This is a genomic window from Limosilactobacillus secundus (assembly GCF_020784695.1).
Classification (GTDB): Bacteria; Bacillota; Bacilli; order Lactobacillales; family Lactobacillaceae; genus Limosilactobacillus; species Limosilactobacillus reuteri_F.
On record NZ_JAJGUA010000046.1, the window covers coordinates 40,748 to 61,683 of the forward strand.

General features: G+C 39.2%; 18 protein-coding genes. 3 read left to right on the forward strand and 15 right to left on the reverse strand.

All coding sequences use genetic code 11. The annotated features are described in order from the left end of the window. Positions 1-151: 151 nt before the first annotated feature. Together LMB57_RS09420 and LMB57_RS09425 are read right to left on the reverse strand one after the other, a co-directional pair. Positions 152-937: an immunoglobulin-like domain-containing protein gene (locus tag LMB57_RS09420; RefSeq protein WP_324255240.1), complete on the reverse strand. Its 786-nt coding sequence runs from the start codon at positions 935-937 to the stop codon at positions 152-154. A 109-nt stretch (positions 938-1,046) separates the two neighbouring features. Then, positions 1,047-2,345 (reverse strand): adenylosuccinate synthase, encoded by a 1,299-nt coding sequence (locus LMB57_RS09425; protein ID WP_153704811.1) that lies wholly within the window; start codon positions 2,343-2,345, stop codon positions 1,047-1,049. A gap of 195 nt (positions 2,346-2,540) precedes the next feature. On the opposite strand from LMB57_RS09425, the gene LMB57_RS09430 reads away from it, so the two are divergent. Beyond that, positions 2,541-3,515 carry a GMP reductase gene (locus LMB57_RS09430; RefSeq protein ID WP_229272463.1) on the forward strand — a complete coding sequence of 325 codons (975 nt, stop codon included), beginning with the start codon at positions 2,541-2,543 and terminating at the stop codon, positions 3,513-3,515. A 63-nt stretch (positions 3,516-3,578) separates the two neighbouring features. On the opposite strand, the gene LMB57_RS09435 is transcribed toward LMB57_RS09430, so the two are convergent. Further along, positions 3,579-4,928 carry an FAD-dependent oxidoreductase gene (locus tag LMB57_RS09435; RefSeq protein ID WP_229272462.1) on the reverse strand — a complete coding sequence of 450 codons (1,350 nt, stop codon included), beginning with the start codon at positions 4,926-4,928 and terminating at the stop codon, positions 3,579-3,581. A 268-nt stretch (positions 4,929-5,196) separates the two neighbouring features. On the opposite strand from LMB57_RS09435, the gene LMB57_RS09440 reads away from it, so the two are divergent. After that, positions 5,197-5,694 carry an ECF transporter S component gene (locus LMB57_RS09440; RefSeq protein ID WP_229272461.1) on the forward strand — a complete coding sequence of 166 codons (498 nt, stop codon included), beginning with the start codon at positions 5,197-5,199 and terminating at the stop codon, positions 5,692-5,694. A 52-nt stretch (positions 5,695-5,746) separates the two neighbouring features. Here the strand turns inward: LMB57_RS09440 and LMB57_RS09445 are convergent, their stop codons facing one another. Together LMB57_RS09445 and LMB57_RS09450 are read right to left on the reverse strand one after the other, a co-directional pair. After that, positions 5,747-7,534 (reverse strand): glycerophosphoryl diester phosphodiesterase membrane domain-containing protein, encoded by a 1,788-nt coding sequence (locus tag LMB57_RS09445; RefSeq protein WP_229272460.1) that lies wholly within the window; start codon positions 7,532-7,534, stop codon positions 5,747-5,749. A gap of 140 nt (positions 7,535-7,674) precedes the next feature. Beyond that, a complete protein-coding gene (locus LMB57_RS09450; RefSeq protein WP_229272459.1) occupies positions 7,675-8,013 on the reverse strand; it encodes a hypothetical protein in 339 nt (112 codons plus the stop codon). Positions 8,014-8,185: 172 nt separating this feature from the next. On the opposite strand from LMB57_RS09450, the gene LMB57_RS09455 reads away from it, so the two are divergent. Further along, complete coding sequence (locus tag LMB57_RS09455; protein ID WP_229272458.1) at positions 8,186-8,914, forward strand: gamma-glutamyl-gamma-aminobutyrate hydrolase family protein; 729 nt, start codon at positions 8,186-8,188, stop codon at positions 8,912-8,914. Positions 8,915-9,150: 236 nt separating this feature from the next. Here LMB57_RS09455 and LMB57_RS09460 read toward each other — a convergent pair whose 3' ends face one another. The 10 genes from LMB57_RS09460 to LMB57_RS09505 all read right to left on the reverse strand — a co-directional run bounded on the left by LMB57_RS09460 (position 9,151) and on the right by LMB57_RS09505 (position 20,877). After that, positions 9,151-10,491: a glutamate--cysteine ligase gene (locus tag LMB57_RS09460; protein WP_229272457.1), complete on the reverse strand. Its 1,341-nt coding sequence runs from the start codon at positions 10,489-10,491 to the stop codon at positions 9,151-9,153. A 150-nt stretch (positions 10,492-10,641) separates the two neighbouring features. After that, a complete protein-coding gene (locus LMB57_RS09465) occupies positions 10,642-11,823 on the reverse strand; it encodes a chloride channel protein (RefSeq protein ID WP_229272456.1) in 1,182 nt (393 codons plus the stop codon). Positions 11,824-11,825: 2 nt separating this feature from the next. Then, on the reverse strand, positions 11,826-13,073 hold the full coding sequence (locus LMB57_RS09470; protein ID WP_229272455.1) for a sensor histidine kinase: 1,248 nt from the start codon (positions 13,071-13,073) through the stop codon (positions 11,826-11,828). A gap of 11 nt (positions 13,074-13,084) precedes the next feature. Continuing rightward, a complete protein-coding gene (locus tag LMB57_RS09475) occupies positions 13,085-13,750 on the reverse strand; it encodes a response regulator transcription factor (RefSeq protein ID WP_229272454.1) in 666 nt (221 codons plus the stop codon). A gap of 1 nt (position 13,751) precedes the next feature. Continuing rightward, positions 13,752-14,372, reverse strand: coding sequence for a GTP pyrophosphokinase (locus LMB57_RS09480; protein ID WP_229272453.1), 621 nt, complete (start codon positions 14,370-14,372; stop codon positions 13,752-13,754). Positions 14,373-14,459: 87 nt separating this feature from the next. Then, complete coding sequence (locus LMB57_RS09485) at positions 14,460-14,942, reverse strand: Lreu_0056 family protein (protein ID WP_229272452.1); 483 nt, start codon at positions 14,940-14,942, stop codon at positions 14,460-14,462. Positions 14,943-15,018: 76 nt separating this feature from the next. Then, positions 15,019-15,681, reverse strand: a complete 663-nt coding sequence (gene pgmB / locus LMB57_RS09490; RefSeq protein ID WP_003669573.1) for a beta-phosphoglucomutase — start codon at positions 15,679-15,681, stop codon at positions 15,019-15,021. A gap of 18 nt (positions 15,682-15,699) precedes the next feature. Further along, positions 15,700-17,952 (reverse strand): glycoside hydrolase family 65 protein, encoded by a 2,253-nt coding sequence (locus LMB57_RS09495; RefSeq protein WP_229272451.1) that lies wholly within the window; start codon positions 17,950-17,952, stop codon positions 15,700-15,702. 88 nt (positions 17,953-18,040) lie between these two features. Next, the gene (locus tag LMB57_RS09500; RefSeq protein WP_019252100.1) at positions 18,041-19,390 is read right to left on the reverse strand and encodes an SLC45 family MFS transporter; all 1,350 of its coding nucleotides are present in this window, start codon (positions 19,388-19,390) and stop codon (positions 18,041-18,043) included. 308 nt (positions 19,391-19,698) lie between these two features. Then, positions 19,699-20,877 (reverse strand): thiolase family protein, encoded by a 1,179-nt coding sequence (locus tag LMB57_RS09505; RefSeq protein WP_229272450.1) that lies wholly within the window; start codon positions 20,875-20,877, stop codon positions 19,699-19,701. Positions 20,878-20,936 lie beyond the last annotated feature (59 nt).

Genomic DNA, 20,936 nt, shown 5'->3' on the forward strand with positions numbered 1-20,936 from the left:
TTAAAATCTTTCAAAAGAATAAGACCCTCCGCTAATCTAAGGAAGGATCCAGCATTTACTTGAGCCTTTCCCTCATCCCTAACAACTTAACGGGAAATCTCGCTAATTATTATTACCATTTTAAGGGTCTATCTTGTTGCTGTCAAACTCACTAATTAGCAAACTCATCTAACCATTTCTGGACTTCTTGGCTAATATTTCCCCAGATTTCTTGAAAGTCGCCCTTATTCTTTAGATTGTTGACAATTTTCGTCCCATTATCTGGGTTTTCCCGTACTTCATTAACAGTTTCATTAACTTGGTTTAAATCTTGCTTCACATTGTTACTTTGGACTTGATTTTGCAAGTCTTGAGTTTGACTTTGAATCTTATCAAGTCGACTTTCTAATGCTTGTTGATCGTGGTCTTTTTGATATTGTTGGGTTGCCCCTTTAAGTTCTGCAACTTGGTTAGCGAGATGTTGATTATCTTTTGTTAAATCGCTAATACTGCTTGAATTATTGCTTATTTGACTACTTTGCTGACTATCAGTTGCCGCTTGATTAGCTGCTTGCCGGTTATGAGAGCTGATCGCCCACCAGGCACATAAGATAATAATGATTACGATAACGCCCCATAGCCATCCCCGTCTTGACTTTTTGGGAGCTGCAGTTTCCTGAGTTGCATTCTGTGTCCGCATCGGTTGAATGTTTAGTGTGATGCTTACCTGAGTACTTTGTCCATTATTATTCATCACACTTAACATCACAGGGTATTCTCCTGCTTTGTTAACATTCACTTGAGTTAGGTTCATCATCACCTTACTCGTTAAATCTTGGCCATTTTCATCGGATGCATGCACACCCAACTCATGCATTATGTCAGCTTGATTTAAAGGGCGGTTAAGCGGCCAATTCAAATAATGTTTTTCTACTGTTAGGGTTGGCTGTGTCATCATCTTGCCTCCTATAACGTGTATTTGTCTCGATTATACCATAGGGGAGGCAAGAGAAATAAAAAGCTTCCAATGCTTAAAGATTATTCAAACATTAGAAGCTTTCATCTATTTATTTATGTGCTAATTCCCACGGATCCTTAACGATAATTGTTTGAATCCGATCAGCACCAACAGAAACAGTTGCAAGCGGTGATTCTGATAATTCACTTACCCGTTTCAAGTAGTTTTGCGCATTAATTGGTAAGTCTTCAAACTTCTTTGCACCAGTAATATCTTCGTCCCATCCTGGGAGTTCTTCATAAACTGGTTCACAACGCTCAAGTTCTTTCAAACTAGCTGGGTAGTAGTCAATTTGCTTACCATCAAGTTTGTATGAGGTACAAATCTTAACAGTCTTCAAGCCAGTCAAAACATCAAGTAAGTTAAGACTAAGGCAACTAATTCCGGAAACCCGCCGTGCATGACGCATTGCAACACTATCAAACCAACCAACGCGCCGTGGCCGACCTGTAACAGTTCCGTATTCATGACCTGTTTCACGAATCTGATCACCAATCTCATCAGTTAATTCGGTTGGGAATGGGCCAGCACCAACCCGTGTAGAGTAAGCCTTGCAAATTCCAACAACTGTTTCAATCTTGTTAGGACCAACACCAACACCAGTACATACTCCTCCCGCAATTGGGTTAGAAGCAGTAACATATGGATATGTTCCTTGATCAACATCAAGCATAACCCCTTGTGCACCTTCAAAGAGGACCTTCTTGTCTTGATCAAGAGCATCATTAACAATTTGAGCTGTATCAGTAACGTATTGCTTTAATTCTTGACCGTATTCGTAGTAACTTTCAAAAATATCGTCAAAGCTAATTGGGTCAACATGGTATAACTTAGTGAATAATTCGTTCTTTTCAGCTAGGTTACGTTCAAGCTTTTCCTTAAAGGTATCTTTTTCAAGTAAGTCGCACATCCGAATACCAACTCGGGAAACCTTGTCCATGTAAGTCGGTCCGATACCATTCTTGGTTGTTCCGACCTTGTGATCACCCTTCGCCTCTTCTTGACATTTATCAAGAAGAATGTGGTATGGGAAAGTAATATGCGAACGACTAGAAATCCGTAACCCAGAAATGTCGATTCCGTTGTCTTGAAGATAATGCAATTCCTTTAATAATGCCGGTGGATTAATAACCACTCCATTACCAATTACTGCTAACTTGTCTTTAGCAAAAATCCCAGATGGTACGAGACGGAGGGCAAACTTCTTACCATCAAATGCAATTGTATGACCCGCATTATTACCACCTTGTGAACGAACCACAACATCCGCTTCTTGGCTTAGGTAATCGGTCATCTTACCCTTTCCTTCATCGCCCCATTGACTACCAACAATAACAACTGATGACATTTATTTTCACCTCATAGTTATATTTTCTAAAATTAACGTTTTTACTTCGCTATTTTACCGGATTAATTTCTTGTCGTCAACAGTTTATCGAACTATTTTTAGGAATCACTCAGCAAATGTACGCTATTTTCATTGACGCTTCATCTATTTTAGCGCATAATAATTAGGGTAAATTTTTAAAAAGGAGCTGCCCTAATGAAAACATTCGATTATGATGATATTCAATTGGTCCCAAATAAATGTGTGATTAAGAGCCGCAAGGAAGCAGATACAAGCGTCAAGTTTGGTCCGCGCACATTTAAAATCCCTGTTGTACCTGCAAATATGGAAAGCGTCATCGATGAAGATTTAGCAATTTGGCTTGCCCAAAATGACTATTATTACGTGATGCACCGTTTTAATCCAGAGACACGAGCAGCTTTCGTTAAAATGATGCACGAAAAAGAATTGTTTGCTTCGATTTCAGTCGGGATTAAAGATAATGAGTACAAGTTTATTGATCAACTAAAATCCGAACAATTAACTCCAGAATATATTACGATCGATGTTGCCCACGGTCATTCTGATTTTGTGATCAAAATGATCCAATACATCAAAGAAAAACTTCCCGACACTTTTGTAACCGCGGGAAATGTTGCGACTCCCGAAGCTGTTCGTGACCTTGAAAATGCAGGGGCGGATGCGACTAAGGTTGGGGTTGGTCCTGGTAAAGCCTGCATCACTAAGCTAAAGACTGGTTTTGGTACTGGAGGCTGGCAATTATCCGCTATTCGTTGGTGTGCTAAAGCCGCGCGTAAACCAATCATTGCTGATGGCGGTATTAGACATAATGGCGATATTGCTAAGTCTGTTCGTTTTGGTGCTTCAATGGTGATGATTGGCTCATTGCTTGCTGGCCACCTCGAATCACCAGGACATGTCATCACCATTGATGGAAAACAATACAAGCAATACTGGGGTTCTGCATCTGAAGTTCAAAAGGGTGCTTATCGAAATGTTGAAGGAAAGCAGATGCTCGTTCCTTACCGCGGCTCCATCAAAGACACCTTAAATGAAATGCAAGAAGACTTGCAATCATCTATTTCTTACTCGGGTGGTCGTGACCTTGAAGCTATTCGGAAGGTCGATTATATGATTGTAAAAGATTCGATTATGAACGGTGATTTTTAAAAATAAGCGCAAAAAAGAGGCTAGGAGAAAACTTTTTCGTTCTCTTCTAACCTTTTTTAGTTATTATTTTTCTAATTCAGCTTGCTTCTTTACCGCCGCTTGACCAAGAATATTTACATAGTTAAATGGACGATCAAAGTGTGGTTGGAAAAGCATATCAACAAATGCTAAATAATCAATCGTGTGCTTATCTTGGATACATAAGGAGATGATGTTAGCAGATTGAGAAACATCATGCTTACTCATAAACTGTCCCCCAAGGATTTGCCGAGTCTTTTTATCCCAAACTAATGTCATTAACACGGGGGTTGTCGTTGGCATAAATTCCGGGCGGTAGTTGTCCTCAATTGTCACCGCAGCTGCATCAAAACCAGCTTCCTTAGCATTCTCCAAAGTTAATCCAGATGATACCATCGTTGTCCCGTATAAGTTTAAGCCAGAACTAGATTGAGTTCCCATATCGCGCATCGTATTGCCAAAGAGATTTGTGCCGACAATTGTTCCTTGCCGAATAGCGTTAGTAGCTAATGGAATGTATGCATCCTTGCCAGTTGGGTTATAGTGAACAGCCGTTGAATCTCCAGCAGCGTAAATATCTGGATCAGATGATTGCATGTATTCGTTTGTAATGATTGCCCCGTTATTATGCATCTTAACTTTACCCTTTAAGAGATCAGTATTAGGACGGAAACCAACACAGAGGATAGCGATATCTGCCTCATAATTACCCTTATCCGTTTTAACGGTTACACCATTTTCGTGGTTTTCAAATCCGGTTACGCGTTGGTCAAAAGCAAAGCGGGCGCCGTGATCTACAAATTCTTGTTGAATCCGATCAGTGTACTCACGGTCAAAGTATTTATGAAGCATCCGTGGAGAACCATCAATCAATGTAACATTCTTGTTTTGACGAGTGTAAGCTTCTACTAATTCAACTCCAATATAACCTCCACCAATTACAACAATCCGTTGCGCATCTTTAGCAACGTTAAACAATTCTTTAGCATGATGGTAATTCTTGCACAAATAAACACGAGGGCCATCCACACCTTCAATTGGAGGGATTACTGGCCAAGAACCTGTAGTATCAACTAACTTGTCGTAATGGTCAGTCTTTGTTTCACCTGTCACTAGATCTGTCACTGTAACCGTTTTAGTCTCAGGGTCAATATCAGTTACATTATGTTGCATATGAACTGTTGCACCCATGGCAGCAAGTTGTTCGGGACTTGAATAGAACATTGCATCTGGGTCACCAACATCACCGCTCAAGTAAACAGCAATCCCACATGAGAGGAATGAAACGTTATCATTCCGTTCATAAATTGAGACTTCTGTTTCTGGATGATTCTGTAAAATTTGAGTGGCAGTAATCGTTCCCGCATGTGTACAACCAACAATAATAACCTTCATAACACACACCTCATATCATGTTCTAATTTTCACAATTTATTATACGCATAATTTTCATTTAATCAATATATAAAATAGGAATATTGATTATCAATCGAAAATCAATTCTCAGCTTTATTACATAATATTTCAATGCAATTACTATCACGAAAGATATTAAGCTGATTTTTATTTATATCGCTAGATAAATAACAATACATTTTTTCTCTGAAATTTCTTAAAAATTATTGTAAAATTACTCACAATTGATTATGTTAGGAGTCTTAATATGGAATCTACTTTTCGGTTGCGTCGCTCAATAATTGCTGCAATGCTTTTAGCATTAACTCTTGTCCTTGGTCGCTTCTTTCTTATCCCCATTCCATGGACACATGGTAACGTCAACTTATGTGATGCTGGTGTATTCATTGCTGCAATGCTCTTGGGACCAGGAGCAGGAACAATTGTTGGCGGCTTTGGCGGAATGTTCCTTGACCTTATTTCCGGCTTTCCGCAAGATGCCTTATTTTCCTTTGCTGCTCATGGTTTAGAAGGATTTATTAGTGGCTGGATTTATAAAAAATATGGCAACACCACCTGGGGCAAATGGACCGCAATCTTGGCTGGAACAATCGCAATGATTGCAATTTACTTTATCTGCAATACCGTCATGTACCATGTAATTACTGGTTTTTTAAGTTTAGGTTCAAACTTTATCCAAGGAATGATCGGTGGAATAGTGGCATTAGTTGTTATTAGGCAATTAAAGAAGCATCATATTGGATAAAAAATACTCGAGAACTAATCGTCTTAATGGCTTATCTGTTCTCGAGTATTTTTTACGGTTCAATTCCTTCGCTTGTAGGGACAACAATAATATAGTTTAAAATTCGATTAGCATAACTTTGCTTACCAGTAAAATCTTTAATTGCCGCATTTAATTTCCCTAAATTATCGGTAATTATCCCATCAGCATGGTTATACATAGTCTGTTTCATTAAATCTGTTTCATTAACCGTCCATGCATATACCGGTTTATGTTGCCACTGGGCTTGAGTGATAAAGTCCTGATTTAATGTTGAATATTCCATCGAAAAACCATCAGCAACTCCCTGGGGATTACCCAAATTATAAGGTTGAATATACAAAACTGTTAACCGCGGATTAATCTTTTTTAGCTTAGTCACAGCACTGTAATCGAGCGAGTGAACTTGGTCATGGTCTCGCAAAATCCTCTTCCCATACCGGCGATTAAAATTCTGGAGCATCTGCTTTGAATCATGTGGTGTTGTTTTTATCTCAATCAAAAGTTTCTGATGATGTTTCTCTGCCGCTGCTAAATATTGATCAAAACTCGCCACCTTAGCATGATAGCCATTTTCGCGCGCTGTTAATCGTGTTAATTGCTTCAATGCTAGTTCATGAGGTGTTTTGTTTACTCCTGTTAGGTCTTTAAGATTCTCGTCATGCATTACAACAAACTGGTGGTCCTTTGTTTCATGCAAATCCATTTCAATATAATCAGGCTTAAATTTACTTGTTTTTTCCATTGCTGGAATGGTATTTTGCACCCCGTTTTTTTCAGCAACACCCCGATGAGAGATGGTTATTGGGCGTTTAAATCCCGTCCCCCGCATGTAAAAAGTATTATTTGCAAGAGTTGCCAAAGCAATTACCAAGAACACAAGCATAAAGGAGGTAAGCAAGCCTCGTGATGGATGTTCAGAAGTTGTCGCTAGCTCACTAATACTCGTTAACGGATTGACGACTACCAGTAAGATAATCGTTCCTGCCCATACTGCTAGTAGCTCACCACCAAGTTGTAAGATCGACAAGTTAAAGATAGCAGTAAGCAAGGATAATTTCCCGGGTAATAAATCCAAAACAACCTGTAGAAGGTAAATCATGAGATTAAAAACAACAGTTATACTACCCACAATCATTGTCATCAGCACAATTTGAATTAAAAAGTTCAGCCATCTTAGCTTACTTGTCATTTGCCAACTTTGAGACATCGCAACTCGTAACCGTAAGTGTTGATAAGCCATTAACGGCATTGTTAATATTAAACGAATACCGATTATTGTCATCAAAAGATAGAACAAGGCCAACCCACCAATAAGCCACACATTACGGGTAAGATAATCAACAATAAACTGAGGAACTTGGATTTTCGCCAGTAAAGGGGTCCGAAAGATGATATCCGCAAATGGAATAATGAGCAAAAAGTAACCTAATAATAAAATTAACGATCCAAAATTTAACAATGATAAAGTTTCTTGCGTTTGCCTAAACATTCGCCGCCAGCTAAACTCCGGCAAGCCAATTTCACGAAAGCCCGTCAACAAGAGCATAAATTCGCCATAGATAATAATTAGCAAACATCCTAATTCAATCAATAAACTAATAACAACCAATGGGTGCTTCGTTAAAATAGTTATTAAGTTTTGATATGAAACAAACGGAATTTCTCCGGCTTGTAATACAAAGGTCGTTATCCAGCGAAAAAAGGGAATTACTGCAAATTGATTTACAATATCAAGACCACCGAATAATATTAAGTACTCCAACCAATTTTTCCTGAATTGGCGTGAATATTGTATAAACGCACGATAAGCATTTTTCATTTTCAAATTCTCCTCGTTATTAGCTAAAAGAAATTATATCAAAAAAGCCTCCTCCATGAAGGTTCGAGACTTTTTTAGCATACTATTTTAATTCTGACCAGATACCCAATACTGTTGCATCAATTTCATGTTTCTTATTATTAAAAATCAACTTCATCTGGATCAACACATTGGCCACCACGGTTTGGCAATAAATTAATCTTATGCATATCCTCATCCGTTAATTTGAAATCAAATATATTTTTACTTACTATCCGTTCTTTATGTACAGACTTCGGTAATGAAAGAATCCCCCTGTTGAAGAATCTAACGTAAGCAGACTTGTGCTGGCGTCTTTTGCTACTTAGACCTCCTGCTTCTTCATTTCCGTAAACAGCATCAGTATCAATGGGTCGATAACCGGTTTCAATTGCTTCTTTCACGGCCTGTTCAGCTGTATCAGCCGGAGTCTTAAATGTACCATATCCCACGCAGGACATCTTGACCCCATTATTTTATTTGAACCTCGAGTTAATATTAGTTATATTCAAGCATCTTTACATTCTTTTTCATTTTCTATTTAATATCTTTTTTATTAAAAATACTGATTGCTATTCCAAACGAATTATGATTTGATTATAATATCATGAGAATTAAATGAGGAGGGATTATATGCATCCACGAATTGCTATTCCTGCAGATACATTAACTGAAGCTACAAACATCATTAACGAGCGAAATGCTGCCTTCGCACCTCGCCCATTAATAGAAGCTATTATCAAATCAGGAGGATTACCCGTTATTCTTCCTAGTGTTGCTGCTTCACTAGCACCATCTTACCTTGATCTTTTTGATGGGATTATCTTTGCTGGAGGAAGCGATGTCGATCCAACCTTTTTCAAGGAAGAACCACACCAAAAATTAGGTCCTACATATCTTAAACGAGATCAATTTGAAATCAGTCTTGCAACAGCTGCGTTTAATGCTGGAAAGCCAATGATGGGAATCTGCCGCGGAATGCAGGTACTAAATGTTGCGCTTGGCGGGACTTTATACCAAGATCTTTCGGAAAATCCTCATCAAACGCTCAAGCATTCTCAAGATGCTCCAGGAAATTTCCCTTCCCACCACGTTACTACAGACAAGGCAAGTCGATTATTTAACTTAGTAGGACCCAGACCATATGTTAATTCACGTCATCATCAATCACTAAATCAAATTGCTGAACCACTTCATGTAACGGCATGGGCTGATGATCAAGTGCCAGAAGCCGTGGAAACCATTAACTCTGATCAAATCTTAGCAGTTCAATGGCATCCGGAAAACATGTTTAAACATTATGATTATTCACGTGCTATTTTTGCTGACTTAATCGCTAGAGCAAAAATAGCAGTTAAGTAAATAGGGTTGTGACATAAGTCAGGCTTCTTTCATAAAAGACAAATAGCGCAGTACAACAATAGGCCTCCAACGCTCGGTTAAACCGAACATTGGAGGCCTTGGCCTTGCTTACGGGAACTCCCAAAGGCTTGCTTCGCGTCGAAAAACGAAGTCACAAGTAACTTCTATCACGCTCCCTTTCCTACGATTAATCAAAAAAATATAATTCCTCGTTGAAAAGGTTATTGCCAGCTCTCTTACAATGTTAATTCTTTTCGCAGCTCATCAGCAGTATAGATTCGTCCATCTTCAAACCCTTTGAAAGGATGGATTGTCTCCTGTGCTGCTTGTTGATAACGTTTGGCACGACGCAACGCATACTTGGTAAGCGAGCCATCCTTTACATAGCTTAAGAGTTTAGCACTCGGGGTAGTTAGTGGATTCTCTACCCGATCTTCTAAGTCTTCCAGAACTTCGGAATATTCTGGACCGAGTTGGATTTGATTGGCATACCGCTCTAAACTTTTGAGAACAGCACGAGCTTTTGCCTGATATTTACAAATTGCTTGGGGATTTTCCTCGGCCACCACTTCATTCATTTTATCGGCAGTCACCAACATTTCTTCTACTTCGTTTTCTTTTAATGGTGGTTGCATGATCAAGTAGCTTGCTAATAAACGGATAAATCTTAGTGTGCCAGTTCGAACGCCTACTGAACTACTAGGATCTAAATCGAGCATTCGTAATTCTAAATACTCAATTCCATCTTCAGGCAACTTTTTTAAATCCGCGTTTCCTTTGAACCTCACCGGACCATGAAATTCGTAATCCGATGTTAAAATTCCTGCTTTAACTCCTTCTTCAATCCGCGCAATATAACGATCGAGATTAGTAAAATCACCAGTAAATTTTGTTCCAAAGCCGTATTGACTTTGTCGCACGCTCCGAATCGGGTGAGGCAACCCTTTTCCCGGTTCAAAATAATTTTCCTCAACAATTGGACTTGCACCATAAAGATACGTAAGGAGCCATCGATACCGGACAAAACCTTGTGCCAGGATAGTATATAAATAATTCCGCACTTCACGCTCATTCTTAAAACGCTCTGGAAAAGCATTAAGTACTAACGTAATAATGTGCTGATCAATGCTCAGATTAATATGCGCTCCACAAGGCGTTCCTTGCGAGTATCCATGACGTTTTGCCCATTCTTTCAAATAAGCTTCTTTTTTCGGTCCCATTTTAGCTAGCCGCAATTTAGTCTTATCTTTAGGGAGTCGCGGAGGCATCGATAACGGCCATAATAACTCGCCAGGAGCTAGGGCAGATCGCAATGTATTATTAATAACATACAAATAATGCATCGCATCAAGAGCATGTTGGGCAGAAGGAGTTACCATTTCAGCCATTGTTTCTAAAAAATCATTGGTAATCCATGGATTAGTCTTCTCATCCCCAATCGCTGACGGATATGGCTCAAGGCTTAGGTTGCCATCTTCGTCTACTCGTTGCATTTCAATCTCAAGACCCATTGTAAAATCAGAAGTCTTCGCAACGGCTTCATTATCAAATATTAATTGACCAATTCTGCTAAACATATTATCGCCTCGTTTTCTAATCGTTTTTTAATAAAGATACAGGAATTCTCTCATATAAACAACTAGATATTAATAAAACGAAATTTAAATAATTTTTAGGCTTAGCAAATACCCGATCTTCCTTGTTGCACAAAAGATATTAAAGATTCCCTATTCACTAGCCGGAAAAAGTTTAATAATCCTACCCACTAAGAAGCAAACAAGAATGATTACAGGAGCTAGTTCAATCGGTACTAATAATAACAGCAGGATAATTGTTAATAACGGTTTTTCTAAAATAAAGGTAAGGCTTGCCGCAATCACAACAATTGCATTTACCCGTAAATCCCCCGGTAACATCATCGCACAGGCAGTTCCTACCGCTACACTCGAAAAGATAGCCGGAAAAATAGTTCCTCCCCGCCATCCCATTGCAAAACCAAGGTTACTCATTACGGCTTTTACGAGTGCTACAACTAATAGGAAGGTGATTGAATGATTAAAAGCTTCGTGAGTAAAAGGAACAATTCTAAACTCACCAGAAAACAAAATATCGCTTGTGATCAACGAGCTAACCGCTAAAATTAGCCCAAAAATCCCACCTTGCCAAATTTTGCTTATTTTTGCGTTAATTATCAGTGCAGCCCAATTTTCTAAGTGAACAAACAGCCACCCAAAAGCAAGCCCGATAATAAGTGTTGGGATACTCGTTAATAAATTGATCCACTCCCAATTAATAGTCCGGTGATGAATTCCAAAAACACCTTCTTCAGGAAAAAGCTTAAAAACAATCGTTGCGCCTATTATCCCAACTCCAACTAATCCTGAAATAACAAGAATTCGTTGATATTTATTTTTAAAAAGCTGACTGAATCTAGGGGCAACGGCTAAATCTTGCGTTTGCATTTTACCATGCCAAAGAGAAACCTTCTGGCGCATTGAAACTGCCCAGCGCAAGCGATCCCCAAGCCAATTAACCATACTGCTAGTTAATACGGTTGTAGAAGCTTCGGGTCCGATGCTTCCGCCGGCGCCCAAGGCCAATAAACCAAGAATAAAAGACTTCCACCAATTATGATAATTTAATTGCCCCTTCATCCTTACCTGCGTCAGCACTTGTTCAATTGTTAAGGGATAATTTCCCCATCGCTTATTCAAGAAACCAATCAAAAATCCCAATGGAATACACACTAAAAACGGATACCATTTGCCACCAACTGTCGTATCAAGGTATTGATGCCAAACTAAATCAATTACCCAGTTAACTAAGTTTAAATATGCTGCTGTCAGCACACCAATTATTAGGCTCCAAACAACTGCATATATCCCAATCTTAAGTCGCCAAATTTTCATTCTTACTTTCCTACTTCTTTTAACGTTACGATAAAAGCTAATTTACCATTTGTGTACTTGGCCGTAATTTTCCCTTTAAATTGTTTAACGATATATTGAGCCATAGAAAGCCCAATACCAAAGCCAGCCTTTTTCCCTTGAGTATGCGATTCATCAACCCGGTAAAAGCGGTTAAAGAATTTTTTAACATCCAGACTTTTACCATCTTTATAGCTATTCGCAATCGTAATAATTATATTTTTGCTATGACTAGATGAGGACACTGTAAAATCAATTTCACCCTGAGGATCACAATACTTATTCGCATTATCAAGCAAAATATTCAATAGTTCCCGTAGTGTATTCTCATCAGCGTTTGCTACCAAGCCTTTATCAATCTGTACATTGAACTGTTTCTGTTCGGTTGAAATCACACTCTTGAAACTACTAGCCACATCCCTGGCAATTTGACTTACATTTACTGGCACCATCGTTAATGTCGGTTGTTCTTGCATGCGCGCAAGTGACACCAGGTTATTAATTAACTTTGTCAGGCGGGTAACCTGTTGCTTGGTACTTGTTGTCCATTCATTTTCCCCATTGATAATCTCTTGCATTTCATTATTCGCTGAAATAACCGTCAATGGCGTTTTTAGTTCGTGACTAGCATTAGTTATAAATTCTTGCTGCCGCTGCTCTGCCTCAATAATTGGTCGAATTGCACGACGCGAGTAAAGAGTTAGGACAACGGTGTATAAAATTAAAATAATTATTCCTAGAATCAACCCAGTATGCATTAATGATCGTGTCCGGGCCATAAGAAGTGATTCGTCTAGAAAGACAATTACTTTTCCCCCGTCTCTATTTCGAATCTTATAGGCATAAGTTACTCCTTGATACAGCAACTGTCCGCTATGCAACTTTCTTCTTATAAGACGGTCTGCCATTGCTCGGGCATCCTGCGGCGTAACCGTTGCAATATGATCATCTCGCACTTCCGTTACTTGATTTTTATTATCGACCAATACAGCAAAATAACGATATTGATGAAGGCCCTCACGTGAAAATTGAGGTTGATTATTGTCAGTAGTCTGAATCCCTTTTCGAGGAATTTGACCATCATTATTTACTAAAATCGTCAATACCCGTTCAATTTCTTGGTGAGATTGATAGTAAGTGAGGGTACAAATACTGCCAACAATTGTCAAAATCACAAATAATAACGCCGCAGTTGAGATTGCAATAAATTTATAGCGAAAACGTTGAATCATTCCTTGGCCCCCTAGTATACAATCATAAACGGTCCAGTTTTTTCACCACTAATTGTTACTTGAGATTGAATTGCCTGTAATTTTTGTCGTAAATAACAGATATTAATCCAGAGATTTTCTTGATCAGCGATTTCATTCTCATCCCAAACGTGACTGATAAGTTCATTTACTGATAGTTCTTTATTAGCATTCAAAATAAAATACTGAAGTAAGCGATTTTCCCGATTCGTTAAACTAATCGAATTATGACTTTCAAGCGATTGATCATTTCCATTAAGGGTCAAATCACCAAATTCAAGAACATCTACTTGGTAAGAATCATCGCGGCGTTGACGGGAACGCAAACGAGCAAGCAGTTCTTTTAAGGAAAATGGCTTAGTTAAGTAATCGTCAGCACCAGCATCAAGCCCAGTTACCTTATCATCTTCTTCACCCATTGCCGTTAACATCATAATATACGTGCGATTACCACTCGCTCTGATTTCTTTTAATGCTTCCAGTCCTGATTTAACAGGCATCATGATGTCTAAAATTATGACATCATAAGCATTTTCTTTCGCCTGCTCAACCGCTTCTTGGCCATTATTAGCAACATCAACTTGATAGCCGCTCGCTGTCATCGCTGAACTTAATACATGAGATAGCTGCTGTTCATCTTCTGCTATAAGGATTCGCATCTTATTCGCCTTCCTCACTAGAATTAATTAATTCCCGGATTGTTTGCATTTGAACGTCGCATGATGCTAATTGGTCAGCACAACGTTTAAGTTCACGGCCAATTAGCTCTGGATTTTTAATATTATGTTTATATTTCATCTCATGTTCGAGGCTTGCCCATGAATCCATTGCGATCGTCCGTAACTGAATTTCAACATAAAAATGTCCCGGGTTATTTCCTTCAATATCTTGATACGGAACTTTTTCATCAATAATGACATGATAGCTCCGATATCCATTTGGCTTTGCATTTGTAATATAATCTTTTTCCTTAATAACCTCACACCAGTCAGCTTGACGTAATTGGTAAAGACAACGGTCAATATCATCGATAAAGTTACAAACAATTCTGATTCCAACTGCATCGCGACACTTTCGTAAGGCCGATTCAGTAGAGACCGGATAGCCTTTTCGTTGGCATTTTTCTTCCATACTCTTGGAAGTCTTTACTCGGGCAATTAAATGTTCATAAAGTTTCGGTTGCTCATCCTGCACAGTTTGCTGATTTAGTTCTTTAATCCGATCAGTTGTGAGGGAAAGAATATTTGACAAAATCTGCTCATATGGGCCGTAAATTGACATCACATTTTCCTCCTTTAATTTGAATATTATACAGTACTCACTACTAAAGAATACCCTAAAAATAGCATTTTTAAGATGCCTTAAATTTTATTCGGTTCGCAATCCTGCTACATAGTCATCTACTTCTCTTTTTTGTGACCTCGTTTGGTAGAATTCTTTTTTTAATTGCGATAAGGTTAAGTCCTTTGTTTTTAGTTTTGTATTTCGCTGAGAAGTGTATTTTATGATTACGGTTTGGCCTTCCTCTTTAAAGAAAATTACCGTCCCATCTTGGTCGTCAGCGGCTACTAAATAGCTATAATCAGCTACCCCCGCTGGAACGGTGTCAGATGGCTTAACAATTCCATAAACGAGTTGATTTCCAGCAATATTTTGTTTTAACCATTCAGGAGATGTTGCCAATCCTGCTAAAATTCCAATTTGCTGATCGGTAAATTTTGGTTTCGGCTGCTGACTTGACTGTGTTTCATCTTGAACTGGCTGAGGGGAAGGCCGATTAAAATTAATTGTAACTGCCACACATAAGCAACTAATTAAAATAATGATTGCTATAATTACTTTTCTTTTCATAATTTCACCTAAAAAAGGCGCACCTAGATTATTCTAAGTACGTCTTTACGGATTATTAAAAGAGAGAAATTGGATCTTAATTCATTTGCGCTTTAATAGCAGCTAAGGATACGTCGCCAGTCTTATCGAACTTAACATCAGCATCCTTTAAATCAGCACCAAAACCGATTGATAATTCACCAGCACGGTTAATTGATTCAATTCCGGCTTGGGCATCTTCAAGTCCCGCTACTTGGTCAGCTGGAAGATCCATTAATTTAGCTGCTTCTTGGTAAATTTCTGGATCTGGCTTACCATGACTTAAGTTTGCTGGATTAACGATTCCTTCAAAGTAATCAGTTAATTGCAAATACTTAAGAACCTTTGGCGCATTTTTAGAAGCAGAAGCTAATACAATATGGTAACCATTAGCCTTCAATTCATCTAAGAAGTCTTTCATTCCTGGAAGAATATCGGCAGGGGTTAGAGTTTCAACTAATTTAATATAGTTATCATTCTTTTCAGTTGCCAAAGCTTCTTTTTCTTCTTGCGTATAGTCATTTTCATGACCGCCAGCCTTCAAGATTAATTCCAAAGAATCCATCCGACTAACACCTTTTAATGCGTCAGCCAATTCTGGAGTCCATTCAGTTCCAACCTTGTCAGCTAATTGATGCCATGCTTGACCATGAAAACGAGCAGTGTCAGCAATAACACCGTCAAGGTCAAATGCAAAACCTTTCAAATCTTCAAACTTCATCTCAAATGCCTCCAAGAATTACTTTAATTCAAGCTTCTTACCGTCAAGATCGATGGTAATTGGGTCACCTGATACAAGGTCAATCTTAGTACCATGCTTGTCAACTTTAACCTTCAAGATCCGACCACGGAACATTTGACGGAATTGGTATGAATCCCACTTCTTAGGTAAGAATGGTGCATAGTGTAATTGACCATCACGGACACGCATACCAGCAAATCCTTGAACAATATCAAGCCATGAACCAGTCATTGAAGTAATGTGAAGTCCATCAGAAGTATCGTTATTGTAGTTATCAAGGTCAAGACGTGCTGAACGTTCATACAATTCAACGGCCTTGTCTTCGTAACCAATATCAGCAGCGATAATTGAGTAAACGGAAGCAGAAAGACTTGATTCGTGAACAGTAAATTGTTCGTAGAAGTCAAAGTTATTCTTCTTTTCTTCCTTAGTAAAGTCATCAATGAAGTCCCAGAGACCTTGGATAACGTCACCTTGTTTTACGTATGGTGAACGTAAGATCTTATCCCATGACCAGTGTTGGTTAAGTGGTAATTGGTCACTTGGAATTTCAGACACTGGAGTCAAGTCCTTGTCCATGAAGCCATCGTTTTCTGGGAAGATGTCCTTTTCCTTGTCGTAAGGAAGGTACATGTTGTCTACAATACCCTTCCACTTACGCTTTTCGTCTTCTGAAACATTAAGCTTCTTAGCTACCTTTTCATCTACTTGGTCTAAGATATCAAGGGTGTATTGAAGGGTCCAACGACAAAGAAGGTTAGTGTACCAGTCATTGTTTACGTTGTTATCGTATTCATCAGGACCAGTTACGGCATGAAGCATGTACTTGTTCTTGTTTTGGGAGTAGTGAACACGGTCTGCCCAGAAACGAGAAATTTCAGTAAGAACTTCTGCACCTTCGTTAAGAACGTATGACTTGTCGCCAGTGTACTTAGTGTAAAGGTAAATAGCAAAGGCAATGTCCCCGTTACGGTGAATTTCTTCAAAGGTAATTTCCCATTCGTTATGACATTCAATACCGTTGAAGGTAACCATTGGGAATAATGCACCATCAAGTCCTTGTTCCTTAGCGTTAACAAAGGCACCATCTAATTGCTTGTAACGGTACATTAATAAGTTACGTGCAACTTCTGGGTCTGCAACCCCAAGGTAAACTGGAATACAGTAAGCTTCAGTATCCCAATAAGTAGCACCACCATACTTTTCACCAGTGAATCCCTTTGGACTGATGTTAAGACGGTAATCTTGACCGTAGTAAGTAGAGAAGAGTTGGAAGAGGTTGAAACGAATACCCTGTTGAGCTCCTTCGTCACCTTCAATTTCAACATCAGACTTAACCCAACGGTCTGCCCATTCTTTAATATGTGGATCAAGTAAATCGTCAAAACTTTGATTATCAAGTTGGTCGCCTAATACATCCAAGTTCTTTTCAATATCTGCTTGGGAGTCATAATCACGAGAAGTCATTACGATACTGCGCTTTTCAAAGTTAACTTCTTTACCAGCAGCTACAGTACCAGCAAATGTATTGTAAGCGTGCTTTTCGTCAGTGCCGTCACCCACGTGGTCAAGGTTAGTCTTTGAAGTAGTCTTCATTCCAACGATAAATTGTGGAGTGCCAAAATCATTCTTCTTAGTCATAGAAGTTAATTCAGCATGTTCACCATCAGCAGACTTACCTAAAACGTTCCAGAATTGTTCATCGTAGTTGGCATCTTCGTTGTATACATCAGCATCAATCATGCTAGTAATTTCAACCTTAGCATCATTGTCGCCACGGTTCTTAATGTGGAGACGTTGACCAACTAATTCTTTTTGTGTAACACTAACAAAACGTTCAAAATTGAAGTACATTTCAGTACCACCAATTTCAACAGTAAAGCGCCGTTCTAAGACACCACGCTTCATGTCAAGATCAAGCTTAAAGTCTTTTGGTGTTTGCTTGGCTAGGTCGAGTTGTTCACCATTAACCTTAATGATTAACTTCATGAAGTTGACAGCGTTGATCATCTTACCAAAGTACTTAGGATAACCATTCTTCCACCAACCAACACGAGTCTTGTCAGGGAACCAAACTCCACCGAGGTAGATACCTTCCATGTGGTCACCACTGTAACCTTCTTCAAAGAAGCCACGCATACCAAGATTTTCATTGGCTAAACTAGTCATTGATTCTTGTAAACGCTTGTCTTGTGGGTCCCATTTGTGAGTAGCAACATGCCAAGGGGCAATATCAAATGTACGTTTCATTGAAATCTCAATTCCTTTCATCTGAAATAAAGGTAGTCTTTAACCTGCCTTTATTATAACTTAATTGATTTGTTTTATTAAATAACTCCTATTCAGCATAAGTTTCCTTGATTGTGGCAACTGAAAGAGCTCCAAGAGCCATTACGATACCAGCAAGGATAAACATGTGAACTTGTGAGTGTCCAAATAATGGGAATAAAGCAAAACTCAATAATGAAGCAACAATCTGTGGTAAACAAATTGAACCGTTGAATAATCCAAGGTATGTACCCATGTGCTTACCAGTCAATGCGTTTGTAACAATTGTTAATGGGTAAGTGTTCATCGCAGCCCAAGCAATTCCGACAAGGGTGTATGAAACAATCAACGTCCATTGATCATGAACAAAGAACACTGAAATGAACCCAAGAGCACCAAGAAGTAAACTACCACTGTAACCAAGCTTGTGGTACTTGTTTGGCACCTTAGCTAAAACGTATGACCAAATAACAGCAGCGATTGATTGAACAGCCGCAAGCACACCATACCAGTTACCAGCAGCCTGGTAACCAGCAGAGGTAGCATCAACAGTATCCCAAACGTTTTTAGCAATAGCCCCTGCTGAGTATGTCCAAAGGTATTGGAATGCAAACCAGCAGAAGAATTGAACAAGGGTAACTGTCCAGAATGCCTTTGGTGCATGCTTTAAGAGTGTGAACCAATTTCCACCCTCTTTGTTATCATCTTCAGAAATACCATGGTACTTTGCGTAAGTTGCTGGGTCATATTCATGAACCCGGAAAACTGTAAATAAACTAGTAACAACTAACAAGGCTGCCCCAACGTAGAAGGCGATAATAACTGAATCTGGAACAACACCTCGTTTTGCAGTGTTACGAACCCCAAACCAAGCAGTTAAAATGAATGGGAAAACGGCAGCTAACACAGCACCTGTGTTAGATAAGAAACTTTGAATCCCATAGGCATAACTCTTTTGGTCATCGTTAACCATATCACCAACCATCATCTTAAATGGCTGCATTGCCACATTTGATGAAAGGTCAAGTAAAGCAACAGTAATTGCACCGAACCAAAGGGCAGCAAGCGAACCATACCCGAAACCGAAACTTCCTGAATTAGGAAGCAAAATCATAACGATAACAGCTACAATCATTCCCAATAGTAAGTATGGTAACCGCCGACCACCTAATTTTGGTGCCCATGTACGGTCTGAATAATAACCAATGATTGGTTGAACAATCAAACCAGCTAATGGTGGTAAGATGAAGAACCAGCCAAGGTTGTTAGGGTCGGCCCCAATAGTTTGGAAAATCCGACTCATTTGAGAACTCTGCAGAGTAAAAGCTGTCTGAACACCAAGGAATCCAAAGTTGATCATCCAGATGGTACTCTTTGATAGAGTAGGTAATCCAGCCCCCGTGGACTTTTCTTGACTCATGCTAACAACTCCTTAACTTATAAAATAGTTCTAAAAGACACTTATGATTATTGTAAGCGCTTCATACATTATTGCAATATTAATAATATCAAATTTAAAATTGTTGTGCAACCGCTTGCGCATTTTTTTGGAAAACGGTTGCAGATTCTTATAATTTAAAGTTATTACTGTTAAAGCTCTGTGAAATAAAACTGTTATAGTTAATAATTTAAAACATATTTAGCTTAATAAAATAAAGAAAGCAAGCAATTGAAAAAAGTCATGCTTCATCAATTACTTGCCTTTTACGATAAAAGTTATTCTTGGTACTAAATTTTCTTAAGCAGAACCGCTTCACCCATTCCGCCCCCAACACACAGCGAAGCAATACCGCGTTCATGATTATCCCTATGCATTTCGTTAATCATCGTGACGATAATTCGCGCGCCTGAACACCCAACAGGATGGCCTAACGCAATTGCTCCACCCCAAGGATTAACAGCACTAGGATCAAGATGAAGCAAGTCTTGACAGACAAGGGCTTGGGCCGCAAACGCTTCATTAATTTCGTAAGTATCTACGTCATCTGACGACATCTGCTGGTTTTTTAAGAGCTTTTTGATTGCATAATATGGTCCCAAACCCATTAATGCTGGATCAAGACCAACAATTGCAGCTCCTTGCCACTCAGCCAACGGAGTTAATCCTAACTGGTTGACTGCACTTTCAGAAGCAAGAACTAGGGCCGCTCCTCCATCGTTAATTCCCGAGGCGTTTCCTGCGGTCACACTTCCATCAGGTTTAAAAGCTGGTTTTAATTTCTCTAAAGCCGCTAGTGAAGTAGCTGGTCGTGGAGCTTCATCAACCGTTACAGTCACGGTTGTTCGTTTCTGCTTAACTTCAACTGGCACAATCTCTGAATCGAAATAGCCTGCTTTTTGAGCCTTTACTGCACGTTGATGGCTCGTCAAAGCAAATTCGTCCTGCTGGTGACGAGTAATCTGATACTTATCATTGATATTTTCAGCAGTAATCCCCATCGGATAATCGCCATAAACATCATTTAAAGCATCACTTTGCATTGCATCAAGTAAGGTCCCGTTCCCAAACCGATAACCATTCCGTGCTTTAGGAAGAACATAAGGGGCTTGAGACATACTTTCCATCCCCCCGGCAACAATTACATTAGCTTGTCCTGCGCGAATCAAACTTGCTGCCAAATCAACACTGGACATTCCCGACGCACAGACGTCATTAATCGTTATTGCCGGAACCTGCTCACCTAATCCAGCGACCATTGATGCTTGGCGAGCTGGGTTTTGTCCAGTCCCTGCTTGAATAACATTCCCCATTAATACTTGGTCAATCTCGTTTCCGCTGAGCTTTGCCTTTTCAACAGCCGCTTTAATTGCAATCGCTCCCAATTCAACTGCCGACTTTGAAGCTAACTGACCATTAAACTTACCGATTGGTGTTCGCTGAGCAGCAACAATGTAAACCTTCTCCATTCCGATTTCCCTCCATGTAAAAATAAGAGAGGACCCTGGTAAGTAATTCCGTGGTCCTT